This is a genomic window from Kribbella antiqua (genome assembly GCF_004345665.1).
Lineage (GTDB): Bacteria > Actinomycetota > Actinomycetes > Propionibacteriales > Kribbellaceae > Kribbella > Kribbella antiqua.
Window position 1 is genome coordinate 74,248 of the sequence record NZ_SLWR01000008.1, and the last position, 16,864, is coordinate 91,111.

Annotated in this window: 13 protein-coding genes; 9 read left to right on the plus strand and 4 right to left on the minus strand. The window is 67.7% G+C overall.

The window, feature by feature from the left end:
• Positions 1-56 precede the first annotated feature (56 nt).
• Positions 57-2,801 carry a Calx-beta domain-containing protein gene (locus EV646_RS22685; RefSeq protein ID WP_132151748.1) on the plus strand — a complete coding sequence of 915 codons (2,745 nt, stop codon included), beginning with the start codon at positions 57-59 and terminating at the stop codon, positions 2,799-2,801.
• Between the two features lie 561 nt (positions 2,802-3,362).
• A complete protein-coding gene (moeZ, locus tag EV646_RS22690; protein WP_132151750.1) occupies positions 3,363-4,553 on the plus strand; it encodes an adenylyltransferase/sulfurtransferase MoeZ in 1,191 nt (396 codons plus the stop codon).
• A 64-nt stretch (positions 4,554-4,617) separates the two neighbouring features.
• Here the strand turns inward: moeZ and EV646_RS22695 are convergent, their stop codons facing one another.
• Positions 4,618-5,397 (minus strand): maleylpyruvate isomerase family mycothiol-dependent enzyme, encoded by a 780-nt coding sequence (locus tag EV646_RS22695; RefSeq protein WP_132151752.1) that lies wholly within the window; start codon positions 5,395-5,397, stop codon positions 4,618-4,620.
• A gap of 2 nt (positions 5,398-5,399) precedes the next feature.
• Entirely contained in the window at positions 5,400-6,038 is a 639-nt protein-coding gene (locus EV646_RS22700) for a TetR/AcrR family transcriptional regulator (RefSeq protein ID WP_158291001.1), read from the minus strand.
• 88 nt (positions 6,039-6,126) lie between these two features.
• Here EV646_RS22700 and EV646_RS22705 point away from each other — a divergent pair, with 88 nt between their 5' ends.
• Both EV646_RS22705 and EV646_RS22710 read left to right on the plus strand, forming a co-directional pair.
• On the plus strand, positions 6,127-6,393 hold the full coding sequence (locus EV646_RS22705; RefSeq protein ID WP_132151756.1) for a DUF2277 domain-containing protein: 267 nt from the start codon (positions 6,127-6,129) through the stop codon (positions 6,391-6,393).
• Positions 6,394-6,402: 9 nt separating this feature from the next.
• Positions 6,403-6,759: a hypothetical protein gene (locus EV646_RS22710; RefSeq protein WP_132151758.1), complete on the plus strand. Its 357-nt coding sequence runs from the start codon at positions 6,403-6,405 to the stop codon at positions 6,757-6,759.
• Here EV646_RS22710 and EV646_RS22715 read toward each other — a convergent pair.
• Positions 6,756-7,775, minus strand: a complete 1,020-nt coding sequence (locus EV646_RS22715; protein ID WP_132151760.1) for a hypothetical protein — start codon at positions 7,773-7,775, stop codon at positions 6,756-6,758. The genes EV646_RS22710 and EV646_RS22715 overlap by 4 nt on opposite strands.
• 237 nt (positions 7,776-8,012) lie before the next feature.
• On the opposite strand from EV646_RS22715, the gene EV646_RS22720 reads away from it, so the two are divergent.
• The 5 genes from EV646_RS22720 to EV646_RS22740 all read left to right on the plus strand — a co-directional run bounded on the left by EV646_RS22720 (position 8,013) and on the right by EV646_RS22740 (position 16,297).
• Positions 8,013-8,852: a TIGR03560 family F420-dependent LLM class oxidoreductase gene (locus EV646_RS22720; RefSeq protein WP_132151762.1), complete on the plus strand. Its 840-nt coding sequence runs from the start codon at positions 8,013-8,015 to the stop codon at positions 8,850-8,852.
• A 10-nt stretch (positions 8,853-8,862) separates the two neighbouring features.
• The gene (locus EV646_RS22725; protein WP_132151764.1) at positions 8,863-9,168 is read left to right on the plus strand and encodes an MGMT family protein; all 306 of its coding nucleotides are present in this window, start codon (positions 8,863-8,865) and stop codon (positions 9,166-9,168) included.
• A gap of 27 nt (positions 9,169-9,195) precedes the next feature.
• The gene (locus tag EV646_RS22730; protein ID WP_132151766.1) at positions 9,196-9,711 is read left to right on the plus strand and encodes a GNAT family N-acetyltransferase; all 516 of its coding nucleotides are present in this window, start codon (positions 9,196-9,198) and stop codon (positions 9,709-9,711) included.
• A 239-nt stretch (positions 9,712-9,950) separates the two neighbouring features.
• The gene (locus EV646_RS22735) at positions 9,951-13,073 is read left to right on the plus strand and encodes an ATP-dependent helicase (RefSeq protein WP_241996260.1); all 3,123 of its coding nucleotides are present in this window, start codon (positions 9,951-9,953) and stop codon (positions 13,071-13,073) included.
• Positions 13,073-16,297 (plus strand): ATP-dependent DNA helicase, encoded by a 3,225-nt coding sequence (locus EV646_RS22740; RefSeq protein WP_132151770.1) that lies wholly within the window; start codon positions 13,073-13,075, stop codon positions 16,295-16,297. The genes EV646_RS22735 and EV646_RS22740 overlap by 1 nt, the downstream gene beginning before the upstream one ends.
• On the opposite strand, the gene EV646_RS22745 is transcribed toward EV646_RS22740, so the two are convergent.
• Positions 16,287-16,820, minus strand: a complete 534-nt coding sequence (locus tag EV646_RS22745) for a Uma2 family endonuclease (protein WP_241996261.1) — start codon at positions 16,818-16,820, stop codon at positions 16,287-16,289. The genes EV646_RS22740 and EV646_RS22745 overlap by 11 nt on opposite strands.
• Between the last annotated feature and the right edge of the window lie 44 nt (positions 16,821-16,864).

The window sequence follows — 16,864 nt, forward strand, 5'->3', positions numbered from 1 at the left end:
CTCCGCACCGGGGGAGTCCTACGAACAATCGTGTCCGCCAACGAGAGGGAATCCACGTGCGGGTGATCGGCAGGTTCATGCTGTCGCTGGGGATGGGCGCACTACTGGGGGTGGCGGCAATGGTACCGGCGCCGGCCGCGCCGCCTCCAGCTGTTGCTCTAGGCAATCAATGGGATGTGACACCGGTGGCCGGCGGCTACCAGTTGACGTTGCGGCTGGATGCGCCGGCGCCGATGCGGGCGTCGTTGCCGTTGCTCGCCGTCGACGGCGTACCGATCGGGGTGGCGAGGCAATCACCTGATCGCCGGACGCTGAGACTGGTGACGACGGATCCCGCCGTACTGAAGGCGAAAGACGTTCGGTTGGTGTGGTCGGGGGATGTTGGCAAGGGCAATGGACAGCGGGGATTCCAGGCCGGCGGGCAGACTGATGCCGACTGGTTGAAGGCGCGGCGTGGACCGTTGCTGAAGGACGATCCCGGTGCTCTCGGCAAGTACCAGGTGGAGACAGCCGAGTACAACCTCGGCGATGAGACCGTCTATCTTCCGGGCCTCAAGCAACGTTCCGAGCTCCGCGGCAAGGTCTACACGCCGAGTGGTGCCGTCGGTCCGCGGCCGCTGGTGATCTTCCTGCACGGCCGGCACGAGTACTGCTACGGCAACGACAGCGCGCCATCGGAGAAGCCATGGCCTTGCTCGGGCGGCACGAAGCCGGTGCCGAGCTTCCGCGGGTACGACGCTCCCGCCAAGGCGCTGGCCAGCAACGGCTACGAGGTCGTTTCGATCAGCGCCAACGCGGTCAACGCGTACGACGGCGACGTCTACGACTCGGGTGCGCAGGCACGGGCCGAGTTGATACTTGATCATCTGGCGCTGTGGAAGAGGTGGTCGACGATCGGCGGCGGACCGTTCGGTGACAAGTTCGTCGGCAAGATCGACCTGCGGAACGTCGGCCTGATGGGTCACTCCCGCGGCGGTGAGGGCGTCGCCCGGGCCGCGGTGCTCAACGCCGATCGCGGCGGGCAGTACGGCATCCGAGCCGTCCTGCCGCTGGCGCCGACCGACTTCGCTCGTGCCACTGTGCCGGGCGTTGCGATGAGCGTCGTGCTGCCGTACTGCGACGGAGACGTCTCCGACCTCCAAGGCCAGAAGTTCTACGACGACACCCGCTACTCGGTCACGGGCGACCCGGCGCCGCGGTCGACCGTCACTGTCCTCGGCGCCAACCACAACTTCTTCAACACCGAGTGGACGCCGGGTCAGTCGGAAGCGCCGTCGTTCGACGACTGGTTCGGCGAGGGCAAGGAGTCGCCGTGCGGTCCGAAGTACGCGGGACGGTTGACGGCTAAGGAGCAGCAGGCGGTCGGTACGGCGTACATCGCAGGCTTCTTCCGGTTGCAGCTGGGCCACGAGAGGAAGTTCCTGCCGCTGCTGGACGGTTCTGACTCCCGGGCCGCCTCGGCCGGTAAGGCCGTCGTACGGGTGGTGTCGCAGGCACCGGCCGCGACGCGACGGGATGTGAACCACCTCGACCAGGCACTACCGGCCGGGCCGCTCACAGGTAAGGCCTCGGCGACGGTGTGTGCAGGGGTGAGCCAGTCTGGTCTGGCCGCAGCCGGGACCTGCATGGCGACTGATGACTGGTCGAACGCTCCGCACTGGGTTCCGTCCTGGTACGCCGCTCGGACGCCAACCACTCCGGTCACCAAGCTGAGCTGGACCGGGACCAACGGGGTACTGCGACTCAACCTGCCCGCATGGCAGCGCGACGTACGGCGGTATGCGGCTCTGTCGTTCCGTGCGGCGCCGGACGCGGCTGGTGCGCCGAGGACTGACCTGAGTGTCCGAGTGGTCGACGGGCACGGCCGGCCAGCCGTCGTACCGGTGTGCGCGGTGAGTGACGCGCTGGTGCGGATGCCGGGGCGCGCGGAGAGCGGTCTGCCGAAGAACTTGCTGCGGACTGTACGGATCCCGGTGTCGTCGTTGAAGGGTGTGGACCTGCGTGACGTGCGTGCCGTGGAGTTGCGGACGGACCGCGTCGCGCGTGGGTCGGCGTACGTGAGTGATCTGGCGTTCTCCTCGCCTGGGCTGGGCTTCTCGGCTCCTGCGGCCTTGCTGCCGCGGCTGTCGGCGTCCAACGTGACAGTGAAGGAAGGGGACAGCGGCACGAAGAACATGGACTTCTGGGTGACGCTGTCGCGGCCGAGCATCCGCCAGGTCAAGGTGTACGTCGAGACGAATGGGGAGCTGGGCGAGACGGTGGGGGATGTGACGCGGCAGCTGCTGTTCAAGCCGGGGCAGGTGCGCCAGAAGGTCAGTGTGCCGGTCGCGGGGAACAAGCGAGACAGCTACGACCTGCCGTTCAGTCTGGTGCTGTCGGCGCCACGAGAGGCGTTGCTGGACCGGCCGTTCGGGCACGGGCTGGTGGTCGACGACGACCCGACACCGACGCTGACGATCGGCGACGCGCGCACGGTGGAGAAGGCCGGCGTACTGCGCTTCCCGGTCAAGCTGTCCGCGCCGAGCGACAGGTATGTCACATTCTCGGGCGTGCTGAAGGACGGTACGGCGGTGATCCGCAAGGACTACACCAGCGCGTACGACGACGGCACCAACCCGCCGGACCGCACCGCCGACGGCTACGTCGAACCCGGCAAGACCACGGGCGACCTCTCCGCCCTCATCGTCGACGACAAGCTGAAGGAACCCACCGAGACCTTCACCATCCAGCTCACCTCCGTCGACGGCGCCACCCTGAAGCTCCCGAAGACAGTCACCGCCACCATCACCGACAACGACTAGAAACGCGCGCCGGGTGCCGTCCGGGCACCCGGCACACGACTGTGGGGAGGCGGGCGGCGGCCTCACGAGCGGGCTCGACCGGGGAGACGCGGGCTGGCGATCGATAGGGCGAGGCGGAGAGCGGACCGCCAGGCCACATCAATGGCGGGGTGGGGCGGCGGCTGAGCGTGAGACCGCTCGCGGTGGCCACATTGTGATGGCCTGGGCGTCCGGGGCGGACCGCTGGCACTCACGACCGGGCTCGGGTGGGAGCGGGTGGGTCGTCCTTGGCGGACCGGGGGCAGTCACCACCTGGCTCGAGTGGGGAGCCGAGTGGGTCGTCGGGGCGAATCGGGGACACTCATCAAACGGGGCTTGGATTGGGGGACGGGGGTGGGGTGAGCGTGTGGGCGGAGGTCGGGTGGTGGATGGTGAGTGGCTGGCGTTCGCTCGGCGGGCTGAGACGTGGGTCCCGCGATGTGGACCCGGGCGGGGGTGGTTGGGGATGTGCGGGAACATGGAGGAGGGAACGATGGTTGAAAACCGGAGAGCCCGTCTGACGTCTTCTTGAGGAGCCGATACGTGTCACTTCCACCGCTGGTCGAACCGGCCGACGAGCTGACCATCGACGAGGTCCGCCGGTATTCGCGGCATCTGATCATCCCCGAGGTCGGGATGGCCGGGCAGAAGCGGCTGAAGAACTCCAAGGTGCTGGTGATCGGTGCCGGCGGCCTGGGCAGCCCGGCGCTGCTCTACCTGGCCGCGGCCGGCGTCGGCACCCTCGGCATCGTCGAGTTCGACACCGTCGACGAGTCGAACCTGCAGCGCCAGATCATCCACGGCCAGTCCGACGTCGGGAAGTCCAAGGCGCAGTCGGCCAAGGAGTCGATCCTCGAGACCAACCCGAACACGAACGTCGTCCTGCACGAGACCCGGCTGGACAACGACAACGTCTTCGAGATCTTCGAGCAGTACGACCTGATCGTCGACGGCACCGACAACTTCGCCACCCGGTATCTGGTGAACGACGCCGCGGTGCTGCTCGGCAAGCCGTATGTCTGGGGTTCGATCTTCCGGTTCGACGGCCAGGTCAGCGTGTTCTGGGCCGAGCACGGTCCGTGCTACCGCTGCCTCTACCCCGAGCCGCCACCACCCGGCATGGTCCCGTCCTGCGCCGAAGGCGGCGTACTGGGCGTGCTGTGCGCGTCCGTCGGCGCCGCGCAGGTGACCGAGGCGATCAAGCTGCTCACCGGCATCGGCGACCCGTCGCTCGGCCGGCTGAACATCTACGAGGCGCTCGACCTGAACTGGCGCACCCTGAAGGTCCGCAAGGACCCGAACTGCGCGATCTGCGGCGAGAACCCGACCGTCACCGAGCTGATCGACTACGAGAGCTTCTGCGGCGCGCTGACCGAGGAGGCGGCCGACGCGGCCGTCGGCTCGACCATCTCGGTGAAGCAGCTGAGCGAGTGGATCAAGCTGAAGGACAACGGCGAGAAGGACTTCGTCCTGATCGACGTCCGCGAGCCGAACGAGTACGAAATCAACAAGATCCCGGGCTCGGTGCTGATCCCGAAGGCCGACTTCCAGACCGGTGTGGCGCTGGAGAAGCTGCCGCAGGACAAGCAGCTGGTCTTCCACTGCAAGTCCGGCGTCCGCTCCGCCGAGGTGCTCGCCATCGCCAAGGGCGCCGGCTTCTCCGACGCCGTCCACGTAGGTGGCGGGGTTGTCGCCTGGGTCGACCAGATCGACCCAAGCCAGCCGTCGTACTAACAGCCGTCGTACCAACAGACAGTTGCTGAGGGCTGGAGCGCAATGCTCCAGCCCTCAGGCATGTCTAGAAGGGCATCCGGCAGGTGGCGACTGCTTCTACGGCGACTGGATCGCCGGAGACGACGGGTGAGTCGTCGCGGCCGGACAGGGTTCGCATGTAGCTCACGGCGTCCACCGCGGCACGTCCGACCGGCTCGTCCCTCCCGAGTCGGTAGATCCCGCCGCCCTGTCCGGTGAGCTCCAGTACGATGGCCGGCCGCTCACCCCAGAACGGCAGCGTGTCCACGTCGTACACGACCTGCGCGATGACCTCCTCGGCGTACGGCCCGGCGTCGAACGGCCGCCCGAGTGCCTGGCACACGTCGTCGCGATGCATCCACAGATCCCGGGCCAGCAGGATGTCCCAGACATAGCCGAGGGCCATCGGGAGTCCCTCGACGTTCATGGTCACCCGCCGGATCAGCTCGGGATTCCGCGCGATCGCCCGCGTCGCCTTCCCCCAGGTCCGGTCGAACAACGCCCGCAGTTCGGCCGGCGGCGTACCGCGGTGTTCGTCGGCCTGGACCATCATGTGCGCGTCGAACCGGGGCACGCCGGGGTAGACCCGCTTGCCCTTGCGGAACCGGCGCGGGAACGACCACGGCTTGATCACGTCCTCGGCCTGGCCGATCAGATGCCCGGCGATGTCCGCGACATCCCACGCGTCGCAGACCGTACGGCGGTGCCACTCGGTCCCCTCGAGTGACGCCAGCAAGTCGTGCCACGCCTGGATCTCGGAGTCCCGGTGGACCTTGGACCGTTGCCGATCAGCCCGGCCGATCTCCCCCGCGAGTACTGCAAACATCACTACCCCCTGGTTGGTGCGTATCGCTGATAGAACATCTCGAGTACGACGGGCAGCAGCCGAATGAACCGCCCGTCCTCGAACGACGCATCCGGCTCATTCGCCAGCTGCTGCGAGAGCAGGCCGGCTGTCATCGACGTGTAGAGCGCGATGCCCTCGTCGCCGGCCGCGTCCGGGTGGAGCAGGCCGGCGTCGATCGTCGCCTGTAGCCAGTCACGCAGGTCCTGGATCGATTCCTGTGCCGGGGCGAACGCCTCCGGGCTCGGCACGAAGCCGGGAATCGTCCGCCAGAACAACAGCTGGGCGTACACCTGGTGCTCCAGGCACCAGCGGCAGAACGCGGTGGCCGCGATCAGGTTGAGCTCGAGCTGATCGTCGGTGCCCGCCTCCGCGTACGCCGACCGGTACGCGTCCCGCACCAGCTCGTTGCCGCGCTGGAACAGGGCGTCGTAGATCGCCATCTTGGACGGGAAGTACTGGTACAGCGACGGCGGCTGCATGCCGAGCCGCCGCGCGACCGCGGACAGGCTGAGCGCCGCGACGCCCTCGGTCTCCATCAGCTCGATGGCGACCTCGAGGATCTCCTCGATGGTCTCCTGCCGGCGACGGGTACGGCGGTCAAGGCCGGCTGTACTGCTCATGGAATGAGGAAAACCTAAGACCATTAGGGAAGTCAATACCCCGTAGGTGTCGAGTTGGAATGTCCCTCCCGGCGCGTAGTGTCTTGGCATGTGCAGAAACATCACGGTTCTCCGGGGACTCGAGCCGGCCGCGACCTCTGAGGAGATCTACGCGGCCGCGCTGCAGTACGTGCGCAAGGTGACCGGCGTCGGCTCGCTGAGCTCGACCACCCGCGGCCCGATCGAGCGGGCCGCGGCCGAGGTCGCCAAGATCACCGAACAGCTGCTGGCCGAGATGCCGGAGCGCAAGGTGCCACCGCAGACCGTGCCACCGCTGCGGCGTCCCGAGGTGCGGGCGCGGCTCGGTCTCGACTGAGAGCCACCTGTGGGGCAGGAAGCGGGCACCAGCCGCCGCCGTCAAGGACTGGTGCTCGGGCTGATCGTCGTCGGCGTTCTGCTGTCGTTGACGAATACCAACGCACAGAGCGAGTTGGTGCGCCGGCGGGAGGACACGTGCGACGGGTCGCTACCGCTGCCGACCGGCGCGTATGTGCTGGGGTTCACCGGGCTCGCAGTCGGCAGCGTCGCGCTCGTACTGCTGGTGCGCTGGTTCGGGGGAAGCCGTGAGCCGATCGCGCTCATCCTCTTCGCGACCGCGATCGCCGCTGTCGTCGTCGAGATCTTCGCCGTCGTGACCGCGTTCCAGGAGGGCCAGCCGGTCTACCCGATGTGCGGCGGTTAGCCGGCCACCTGCGGGAGGAACGCCGCGAGCGCGCTGATCAGCAACGGCGCGAATACGCTCAAGATGGTCAGCGGGTTCCGCAAGATCGAGATGTCCAGATGGAGCAGCTGCTCGATCCGCTGCCGCGACTCCACCCACTCCGCGGTGGGCTTCCCGTCCGGCGGTAGTGGACAGGCATGCTCGACCAACTGCTGCGCCCGATTCCGCCACTGCACAGCCATCGGTACGGCGATGATCGAAAGCCCGAGCGCGAACAACAAGCCGTACATCAGCACATTCGCCGGCGGGAACTCGTCGGCCCGCTCGGGATAGGCCGCGACGAACGCGCCGCGCAAGGCACCCGAGCTCGCGACGGCCGCGACCACGCCGAAGGTGAAGGCACCCACGCTGAACAACAGCAGTTGCCACAGTTGCTCGAGCCGCTCGACCGCGGACCGGAGGTGCTCCGATTCGCCCGGCTCGTCCTGCATGGCGGCCATGTAGTTGTTCTCCAGATGACCGTTCGTACCCCGGGGGATCTCCTTCTCCAGGTCGTGGCACTCGGCATGCGCCAGCCAGACGATGGTCAGCCAGGGAACGCTGGCGACCATCCCGGCGATCAGGACAGTGCGGGTCCGCCACCCGAGACCCTGCACAGGCAGTTCGAGGCCACCCACGGGGTGGCGCACCCGGAACCACACGACCGCGCCGGCACCGATGGCCGCCAGCAGCAGGTAGCGACGGCGACGCCCGGGGGCCCGGAAGATGCCCCACTCGTTCGGACGCTGCAAGATCCGGAGCGCCTGGACGGTGAGGACCACGAACACCGCAAGCGCCGCACCGGCGATGGTTCGCCAGATGGTCCACGGCACCCCCTCCACAAACGCGTCGCTTTCCTTGCCGCCCTTCGATGCCGCGATGCCGAGCAGCGCGGTAAACCCGAACAGCAGCGCGAACACGATCATGCTCCGAATCGGCGGTGGCAGCCGGACCCAGAACGGATCCTCCACCAGCTCTTTCGGCAGTTCCACCGGCATCGCGCCCCCTCACCCCAGACTTGCCCCAAGTTTCCCGGTTCGCCGGTTCGCCCGTCGTCCGAATCCAGCGCGTCCTGCCCTTTCGGGCACCCGCATTTGATGGGTTCACCCGTCAAATGCGGGGTTCCCCCACCGCATGCCAGCGGGGAACCCACAACCCGATCGGTGAACCCATCAAATGGGGACGGATGGGCGGGGTAAGGTCGCACCTGGGAAACGGTTACCTAGGAGGCGGGCATGCGGTTCGCGATCAAGACCAGGCCTGAGCACACGACGTGGCAGCAGTTGCGGGATGTGTGGATCGCCGCGGACGACTTCGAGATCTTCGAGTCCGCCTGGCACTGGGATCACTTCTACCCGCTCAGCGGTGACATGGCCGGGCCGAACCTCGAAGCCTGGACGACGCTCGCCGCGCTGGCCCAGGCGACGCAGCGGATCCGCGTCGGCTGCCAGGTGACCGGCATGATCTACCGGCATCCCGCCGTACTGGCGAACATGGCCGCGACCACCGACATCATCTCCAACGGCCGGCTCGAGCTCGGTGTGGGCGCGGGCTGGAACGAGATGGAGACGGCCGCGTACGGCATCGAGCTGTATCCGCTGAAGGAGCGCTTCGACCGGTTCGACGAGGGTGTGCAGGCGATGATCGCGCTGCTCACCGAGAAGGTCGCGAACTTCGACGGCAAGTACATCAAGCTCACCGACGCGTACTGCGAGCCGAAGGCCGTGCAGACTCCGCATCCGCCGATCACCATCGGCGGCAAGGGGCCGAAGCGGACGCTGCGTGCGGTCGCCAAGTGGGCCCAGCACTGGAACGTGATCGTGCCGAGCCCGGAGGAGTGGAAGCCGCTCAAGGACGTGCTGGTCAAGCACTGCGAAGACATCGGCCGCGACGTGAACGAGATCACCTGCTCGGTCAACGTCCGCATCGACGCTGATCAGCCCCTCGATGCAGCGGTCGCGTCGGCGGCAGCGTACGGCGAAGCAGGTGTCGACCTGGTCGTGATGAACCTCCCGCTCGACGCCGCGCCGTCCGTCGTCGAACCCCTCGCCAAGGCGCTGGCTCCGCTGGCCTAAGTTTGGGCCCGTGGACCGGGAGGAGTACGTCGAGGCGGTGCTGCAGGCAGTGGAGTCGATCCCGCCTGGCAGTGTGGCGACGTACGGCGACATCGCCGAGTACGTCGGACAGGGCGGACCTCGCCAGGTCGGTGCGGTCATGCGCGAGTACGGCGGAGGCGTCGCATGGTGGCGGGTCATCCGGGCCAGCGGCGTCCCCGCGGACGAGGTGGGCGACGAACAGCTCCACCTCCTCCGCGCCGACGGCGTCCGCATCACCAACGGCCGCGTCAACCTGCGCCAGGTCCGCTGGGACCCGGAAATCCAGGAGCATTAACAACCTCGACTTGGCACACTGCGAGGGGTGAACACCTGGTCCGTCAAGCCCGCGTCCGTCGACTCCGCCGAGGCGCTGGCGTTGCTTCGTGACTTCTACATCACCGTCGCCGATCGCTGGAGCACGCTCTATCTCGGCCGGCCGAACACTCCCGAGGAGATCGAGACCGGGCTCGCCGAGTACCCGAGCACACACCTCGCGCCGCCGACCGGCCTGTTCCTCATCGGTCGATATGGCGGTGCCGTCGCCGGTTGTGTCGGCCTCAAGATCAAGGATGCCGACACGGTCGAGTTGTCCCGCGTCTTCGTCCGGCCGGCGTACCACGGCACGGGCGGTGGCGCCGCTCTGCTCGCCGCCATTGAGAGTGCGGCCCGCGAGCTGGGCGCTAGTCGCATCGTCCTCGACACCCGCCTCGACCTGAGCGAGGCCCGCGCCCTGTACCTGAAGCACGGCTACCAGGAGATCCCGCCGTACAAAGAAGAGAAGTACGCCGAGGTGTTCTACGCCAAGGAACTCGCCGGACCGCCAGGCCATCACAACTGAGCTGCCGGCATGGGCCTGTGCGTGGGGTAGGCCCGGGCGTGCTGATTGTGATGGCCTGCAGGTCCGCGCGTCCGCAGTGCGGAGAGGTTTGGGGTCGGCGGTGTGTGCCGTCGGGGTTTGTCGGTGGGGTCTGGTGAGATGTGGCGGTGGTCAGCAGACAGGGGTCCCGATACCGGTTGGTGCGGGCGGAGGGGCGCAGCGCGGATGCTCCTGTTCTGGATGCGGATCAGCAGGCGGTGGTGGATCATCCGGGCGGACCGCTGCTGGTGCTCGCCGGGCCTGGAACGGGTAAGACGACGACATTGGTCGAGGCGGTCGTCGATCGGGTGCGCAATCGTGGGCTGAGCCCCGACGAGGTGCTGGTGCTGACGTTCGGGCGCAAGGCCGCGACCGAGCTCAGGGATCGCATCACCGGCCGGCTCGGGCGGACCACGCGGGTGATGCCGTCGATGACGTTCCACTCGTTCTGCTATGCGTTGCTTCGACGCTTCACACCCGCCGACGCGTTCGACGTACCGCTGCGACTTCCGTCCGGTCCGGAGCAGTCGCTGCGGTTGAGCGAGGCGCTGTCAGGCAGTCGCGAGGTTGGCGCGGTGCACTGGCCTCGGAGCTTGCATCCGGCCTTGAAGACTCGTGGGTTCACCGACGAGGTCCAAGCCGTGATCGGCAAGGCGCGGCAGCTCGGGCTCGACCCCGAGGATCTGTCCGCGATCGGTCGTTCGGCGGAACGGGCGGAGTGGGTCGCGGTCGGCGACTTCTTCGAGGAGTACCTGCAGATCCTCGACCACGAACAGGTCCTGGATTACTCCGAGCTGATCCACCGCGCGGTGATCCTGGCCCAGCAACCGCAGGTCCAGGCCAAACTGCGGACCGAGTTCAAGGCCGTCTTCGTCGACGAATACCAGGACACCGATCCGGGCCAAACCCAGCTCCTGCAAGCGATCGCGGGCGACGGCCGCGACCTCGTCGTCGTCGGCGATCCGGACCAATCCATCTACACGTTCCGCGGAGCCGACGTCCGCGGTCTGCTCCGGTTCACCGAGGAGTTCCGTACGGCGGACGGCGCGGAAGCCGCCCAGATCGCCCTCGGCACCACCAGACGATTCGGTACGACGATCTCCCGCGTCTCCCGCAATGTCGTCAGCCGGCTGGGCGTGCCGGGCACTCTCGACCGCGACACCTTCGAACGCTTCCGCAATCCAGACGCCAGTGGCTGCGTCTACGGTCACGGCAAGGTCGAGGCCAACGTCTACTCGACCAGCGGCGCCGAGCTCGAGCACATCGCGGACCTGCTTCGGCGCGCGCATGTCCAGGACGGCGTCGGCTGGAACGAGATGGCGGTGCTGGTCAGATCCGGCAGTCGCTCGATCCCGCCCTTGCGTCGTGCTCTGGCCGCGGCCGGGATTCCGGTTGATGTGGCCGGCGACGAACTCCCGTTGTCGCGTGAGCCCGCCGTACGTCCGATGCTTCTTGCTTTGCGTGCCGTCGCGGATCCGTCCACGTTGACGGTCGACGTCGTACGGGCGCTGGCGTTGTCGCCGTTGGGGGCGATGGATGCGGGGCAGTTGCGGCGGTTGGCTCGGGTGCTGCGGCGGCGGGACCGGGAGGCGGCCGGTGGGCAGCGGTTGCCGCGGTCGTCGGACGAGCTGCTGCGGGAGGCGTTGCTGAATCCGCTGCTGCTGGACGCCGAGGCGTCGTCGGCGGAGGCACGGTTCGCGGCGCTGGGTGAAAGGTTGCTGAAGGCAAGAAATATCGTGACCGCGGGCGCGGCACCGGACGAGGTGATGTGGTCGCTGTGGTCGGATTCGCCGTGGTTGCGCCGGTTGCGCGCGCAGGCGAACTCGGGTGGTGAGACGGCGCGAACGGCCAACCGGGATCTGGACTCATTGTGTGCGTTGTTCGACGCCGCGAGCCGGGCGGAGGAGCAGGTCGGGTTCAAGGGGGTGTCGGCGTTTCTTTCCGAGCTCGAGTCACTGGACATCGCTGCGGATCACCGGTTCGACGCGACGTATCGCGAGGCCGGCGTACAGCTGATGACGGCCCACCGGTCGAAGGGGCTGCAGTGGCGGCTGGTGGTTGTGGCGAGTGTGCAGGAAGGGCAGTGGCCGGATCTGCGGCGGCGGGGGTCATTGCTGGAGCCGGATCGGCTCGGGCCGGACGGTTTGGTGGAGCCCTTGTCGGCCGGGGCGTTGCTGGCGGAGGAGCGGCGGTTGTTCTACGTCGCGATCACGCGGGCTCGGGAGCGGTTGATCGTGACGGCGGTGCAGGCGCCGGAGGCGGATGGGGATCAGCCGTCGCGGTTGTTGGCCGAGCTGGACATTCCGGTGAAGCTGGTGGCTGGTCGTCCGCGGCGGCCGTTGTCTTTGCACGGTCTCGTCGCTGATCTTCGGTGTGTACTCGCGGATCCGGCGTCGTCGCCGGCGTTGAAACGGGTCGCGGCGGATCGGCTGGCTGTGCTGGCGGATGCGGCGGACGATCGCGGTCAGCCGTTGGTGCCGACGGCCGACCCGGCGCGGTGGTGGGGTGTGCGGGAACGAACGCGGTCTGCCGTGCCGATCGCGAATCCGGAGCTGCCGGTGCCGCTGTCGGGGAGCGCGCTGACGACGATCGTGGACTGTCCGTTGAAGTGGTTCCTCACCCGGCGAGCGGGTGGTGAAACGCCCAGTACGTCGGCGATCGGGTTCGGCCAGGTGCTGCACACGCTGGCGGATGCGGTCGCGAGCGGGGCGTTGCCGCCCGACGCGGACGAGCTGAACGGGTGGCTCGACAAGGTGTGGACGCAGCTCGAGTTCGAGTCGGCGTGGATCTCCGACCGGGAGCGGGTCGAGGCCGAGCAGGCGTTGCGGCGGTTCGTCGCGTGGCATCAGGGGCGGCCGGATCGGGAGTTGATCGGGACCGAGGTGGAGTTCGACGTACTGCTGCCGGATGCCGACAAACCCGCTGTACGGGTGAAGGGGCGGATGGACCGGATCGAGGCGGACTCCGAGGGGACGATCCGGGTGGTCGACCTCAAGACCGGCCGGTCGATGCCGACCAAGCCGGCGCTAGAGCGGCACGTCCAGCTCGCGATCTACCAACGCGCGATCGCCTCCCGGCAACTTCCCGTCGTCGGCCAGGACCCGGTCGCCGGCGGTGCCGAACTCGTCCAGCTCCGCCACGACGACAGCGGCTTCCCAAAGGTCCAGCACCAAGGCCCGCTGGAATCGGACGACGACGGCCGCACCTGGCTGGACGAAGCCGTCGACGACGCCGAGGCAATGGTCCGCTCCGAGGAATTCGTTGCCAAACGCAACGACGGCTGCACTCGCTGCGAAGCTCGCCCGCTCTGCCCCATCCAACCCGAAGGCCGGGAAATCCTCTGATGCGCGCTCACCTGACAACTACAGCTGAGTTGTGTGATCTGCTGGGGATTCCGTTTTCTGATCAGCAGTTGGCGGCGATCACCGCGCCGCTGGCTCCGGGTGTGATTGTGGCGGGGGCTGGGTCGGGGAAGACGACGGCGATGGCGGCTCGGGTGGTGTGGCTGATTTGCACCGGGCAGGTGAAACCCGAGGAAGTGCTGGGGCTGACGTTCACCAAGAAGGCGGCGAACGAGCTCGACGTACGGATCCGCGAGGATCTGACCAAGGCCGGCGTACTCGGATCGACCCTCCCGAAGGACCAGCACCCGATCCTCGCCGCGCACCTGCGCAGCAACATCCCGAACTGGGAGCAGGAGGAGCCCGGCGAGCCCGTCGTCTCGACGTACCACGCCTTCGCCGGCACGCTGATCGCCGAGCACGGCCTTCGCCTCGGTCTCGAACCCGACGCCCGCGTCCTCGCCGACGCGACCCGCTTCCAGTTGGCGGGTCGCGTCGTACGACGATCGTCCGGGCCCATCCGGTTCGCGTCGCACCACGTGCCGACGCTGGTCAACAGCCTGCTCTCGCTCGACGGCGAGCTGGCGGATCACCTGCTGACGGCGGACGCCGTACGGGAGCATGACGAGGGAGTACGACGGGAAGTCGCGGCGGCGGCGAAGCAAACGGTCGAGGTGCGCAAGCTCGCCGAGACTGCGTTGAAGCGCGGCGAGATCCTGCAGTTGGTCGAGGAGTACCAGGCGTACAAGGCCGAGCGCGGCGTCGTCGACTTCGCGGATCAGATGGCGCTCGGCGCGCGGCTGGCGGAGGAGTGCCCGGAGGTCGCGGTCGTCGAGCGGTCGCGGTACAAGGTCGTGCTGCTGGACGAGTATCAGGACACGTCCGTCTCGCAGCGGCGCATGCTCACCGCTTTGTTTGCGGGCCCAGGCGGGCAAGGGCATCCGGTGACCGCAGTCGGCGATCCGTGCCAGGCGATCTACGGCTGGCGAGGTGCGTCCGTCGCGAACCTGGACGAATTCCCTGAGCACTTTCCCAATGCGGACGGCACACCGGCGCAGCGCTACGTGCTCAGCATCAACCGCCGCTGCGGCAGCCGCATCCTCGCCGCGGCCAACCAGCACGCGACCGAGCTCTACGAGCAGCATCCCGGCGTGATCCCGCTCGAAGCGCCGCCGGACGCGCCCGAGGGAGCGATCACGGTCGGGCTGTTCGAGACGCGCTCGCAGGAGATCGAGTGGGTCGCCGACGCGATCGTTGCCGCGCACAAGACGCCGAACCGCCGGTGGAAGGACATCGGCATCCTGATGCGTACGAACGTCGACCTCAGCGCGGTCCACGAAGCCCTGATCGCGCGCAAGGTCCCGGTCGAGGTGGTCGGCCTCGGCGGTCTGCTCGCCCTGCCCGAGGTCGTCGACGTCGTCGCGACCTTGCAAGCCGTCAACGATCTGACCGCGAACGCGGCGATGCTGCGGATCCTCACCGGTCCCCGCTACCGGATCGGCCATCGAGACCTCGCACTGCTGGCGAACCGCTCCCGGATTCTCGCCGACGCCGGCGACCGTCCGGCGGCCGACGACCTGGTCGCAGCTCTCGACGCCGCCGTCGCCGGCATGGATTCGACCGAGGTGATCTCACTCGCCGAGGCCGTCGATGATCCGGGGTCGCTGGAGTACTCGCCCGACGCTTTGGTCCGCTTCAAGGAACTTTCGGCCGAGTTGCGAGAGTTGCGCGCCCACGCGGCGGAGCCGCTGCTCGACCTGGTCCGCCGAGTGATCAGTACGATCGGCCTGGACGTCGAACTCACCGCGACCCCCGAGCACGTCGACTCCGCCCGCCGCGATCACCTCGCCGCCTTCTTGGATGCCGTCGGCAACTTTGTCTCCACCGAGTCGGACGGTTCGCTGGACGGCCTGCTGGCGTATCTGGCCGCCGAGGAGGAGTACGCCGCGGGTCTCGACCTCGCCGTACCGAGTGAAGCCGATTCGGTGAAGCTGCTCACCACGCACCGGTCGAAGGGGCTGGAGTGGCCGATCGTCTTCGTGCCGACGCTGGTTTCGAAGGTATTCCCTTCGGATCGTGGGCGGGACAAGTGGACGACGAACGCGAAGGTGCTGCCGTGGCCGCTGCGCGGTGACGCCGACACGCTGCCCGACTTTCACGATCTGTCCAACGCCGGGCTGAAGGCGTTCGCGGACGAGTGCAAGGACGTGAACGCGCTGGAGGAACGGCGGCTCGGGTACGTCGCTTTCACCCGGGCGAAGGAGATCCTGGTCGCGACCGGGCACTGGTGGGGCCCGACGCAGAAGCGGCCGCGCGGGCCGTCGTCGTACCTTTCTCTCTTGAAGCAGCACGCCGGCGAGCGGGTGATCTCGTGGGCCCCTCAGCCTGAGTTGTCTGAGGAGAATCCGGAGCTCGCGGAGCAGACCCAGGCGCCGTGGCCGACGCCGTACGACGCTGCGTCGTACGAGCGGCGGCTGGAAGCGGCGGCGCTGGTTTCTCTTGCACGCGCGGAGGGTCCGTCGCTGGAGGCGGAGGAGTCGCTCCTGCTGGACGAGCAGGCGACGGTCGCACGGTGGGATTCCGAGATCGAGCGATTGTTGTCCGAGGCAAGGGAAAGCCGGAGCCGGAAGGCGTACGACGTCGCGCTGCCGGCCGCGCTGTCGGCGACGCAAGTGATGCGGCTGGCGAAAGACCCGGACGGTCTCGCCTCGGAACTTGCCCGCCCGATGCCACGCAAACCCAACCGGGCCGCACGTTTCGGCACCCGCTTCCACGCCTGGGTCGAGAGCTATTTCGGCCAGCAGCTGCTGCTCGATCCCGACGACCTCCCCGGCGCCGCCGACGAAGGCATCGTCGACGACACCGACCTGACCGAGCTGATGGACGCCTTCCGCACCGGCCCGTACGGCGAAACCACGCCGTACGAGATCGAGGCCCCCTTCGCCCTGGCCATCGGCGGCCGGGTCATCCGCGGCCGCATCGACGCCGTCTACCAGGTCGTCCGCCCCGACGGCTCCCGCGGCTACGACGTCATCGACTGGAAAACCAGCCGCTCCGAAACCGCCGACCCCCTCCAGCTAGCCATCTACCGCCTCGCCTGGTCCGAACTCCACAACATCCCCCTGCACAACGTCACCGCCGCCTTCTACTACGTCCGCACCGCCGACATCATCCGCCCCGCCAACCTCCCGGGAAGACAGGAACTGATCACCCTCCTCAACGGATGAGCTCCGCCGGAACAACCTTCACAGGAAAGGGAATCTCAGCCTCAAACACCTCATCCTCACTCACCACCGCCCGCTCGACATACCTACCCTCCTCCAACTCGAGCGCCGTCAACCGCACCTCGTCCGGATCGAACATCCAGTACGACGCAACACCGGCCGTCTCGTAGAGCTTGCGCTTGAACACCTGGTCGACCGTACGGGTCGCCGGCGAAAGAATCTCAACAGCAAGCAGCAGCGGCCCCTCCAGCCATTGCACTCCGATGTCGTCACACCGAAACACCACCAGATCAGGCACCAGCGCCAGACGACTGTGCGGCCGAAACTCAACCCCATGCAAGACCTCGAGATCCTCAGGGCAGACGGGTGCTAGTAGGAAGCACAGCTCGCCCAGAGCTCGCTGATGAATCGTCGGTGGAGTTGATGTGATTATGAGAACTCCATCGACTAGCTCATACCGCATGCCGTCGTCAGGCGTGACCTCGAGATCCGCCGTCGTGAATTCATCTGGTTCGATCGGTCGCATGCTCCAACCGTGGACCGGCTCGAACCGAGTCAGAAGGGCAGATC

What these genes read in the sequence shown, in the direction of transcription:
- EV646_RS22695 (WP_132151752.1), bottom strand. Translation starts at nt 5,397, where the DNA reads ATGTTTGCAGTACTCGCGGGGGAGATCGGCCGGGCTGATCGGCAACGG.
- EV646_RS22700 (WP_158291001.1), bottom strand. Translation starts at nt 6,038, where the DNA reads ATGAGCAGTACAGCCGGCCTTGACCGCCGTACCCGTCGCCGGCAGGAG.
- EV646_RS22705 (WP_132151756.1), top strand. Translation starts at nt 6,127, where the DNA reads ATGTGCAGAAACATCACGGTTCTCCGGGGACTCGAGCCGGCCGCGACC.
- EV646_RS22715 (WP_132151760.1), bottom strand. Translation starts at nt 7,775, where the DNA reads ATGCCGGTGGAACTGCCGAAAGAGCTGGTGGAGGATCCGTTCTGGGTC.
- EV646_RS22720 (WP_132151762.1), top strand. Translation starts at nt 8,013, where the DNA reads ATGCGGTTCGCGATCAAGACCAGGCCTGAGCACACGACGTGGCAGCAG.
- EV646_RS22740 (WP_132151770.1), top strand. Translation starts at nt 13,073, where the DNA reads ATGCGCGCTCACCTGACAACTACAGCTGAGTTGTGTGATCTGCTGGGG.
- EV646_RS22745 (WP_241996261.1), bottom strand. Translation starts at nt 16,820, where the DNA reads ATGCGACCGATCGAACCAGATGAATTCACGACGGCGGATCTCGAGGTC.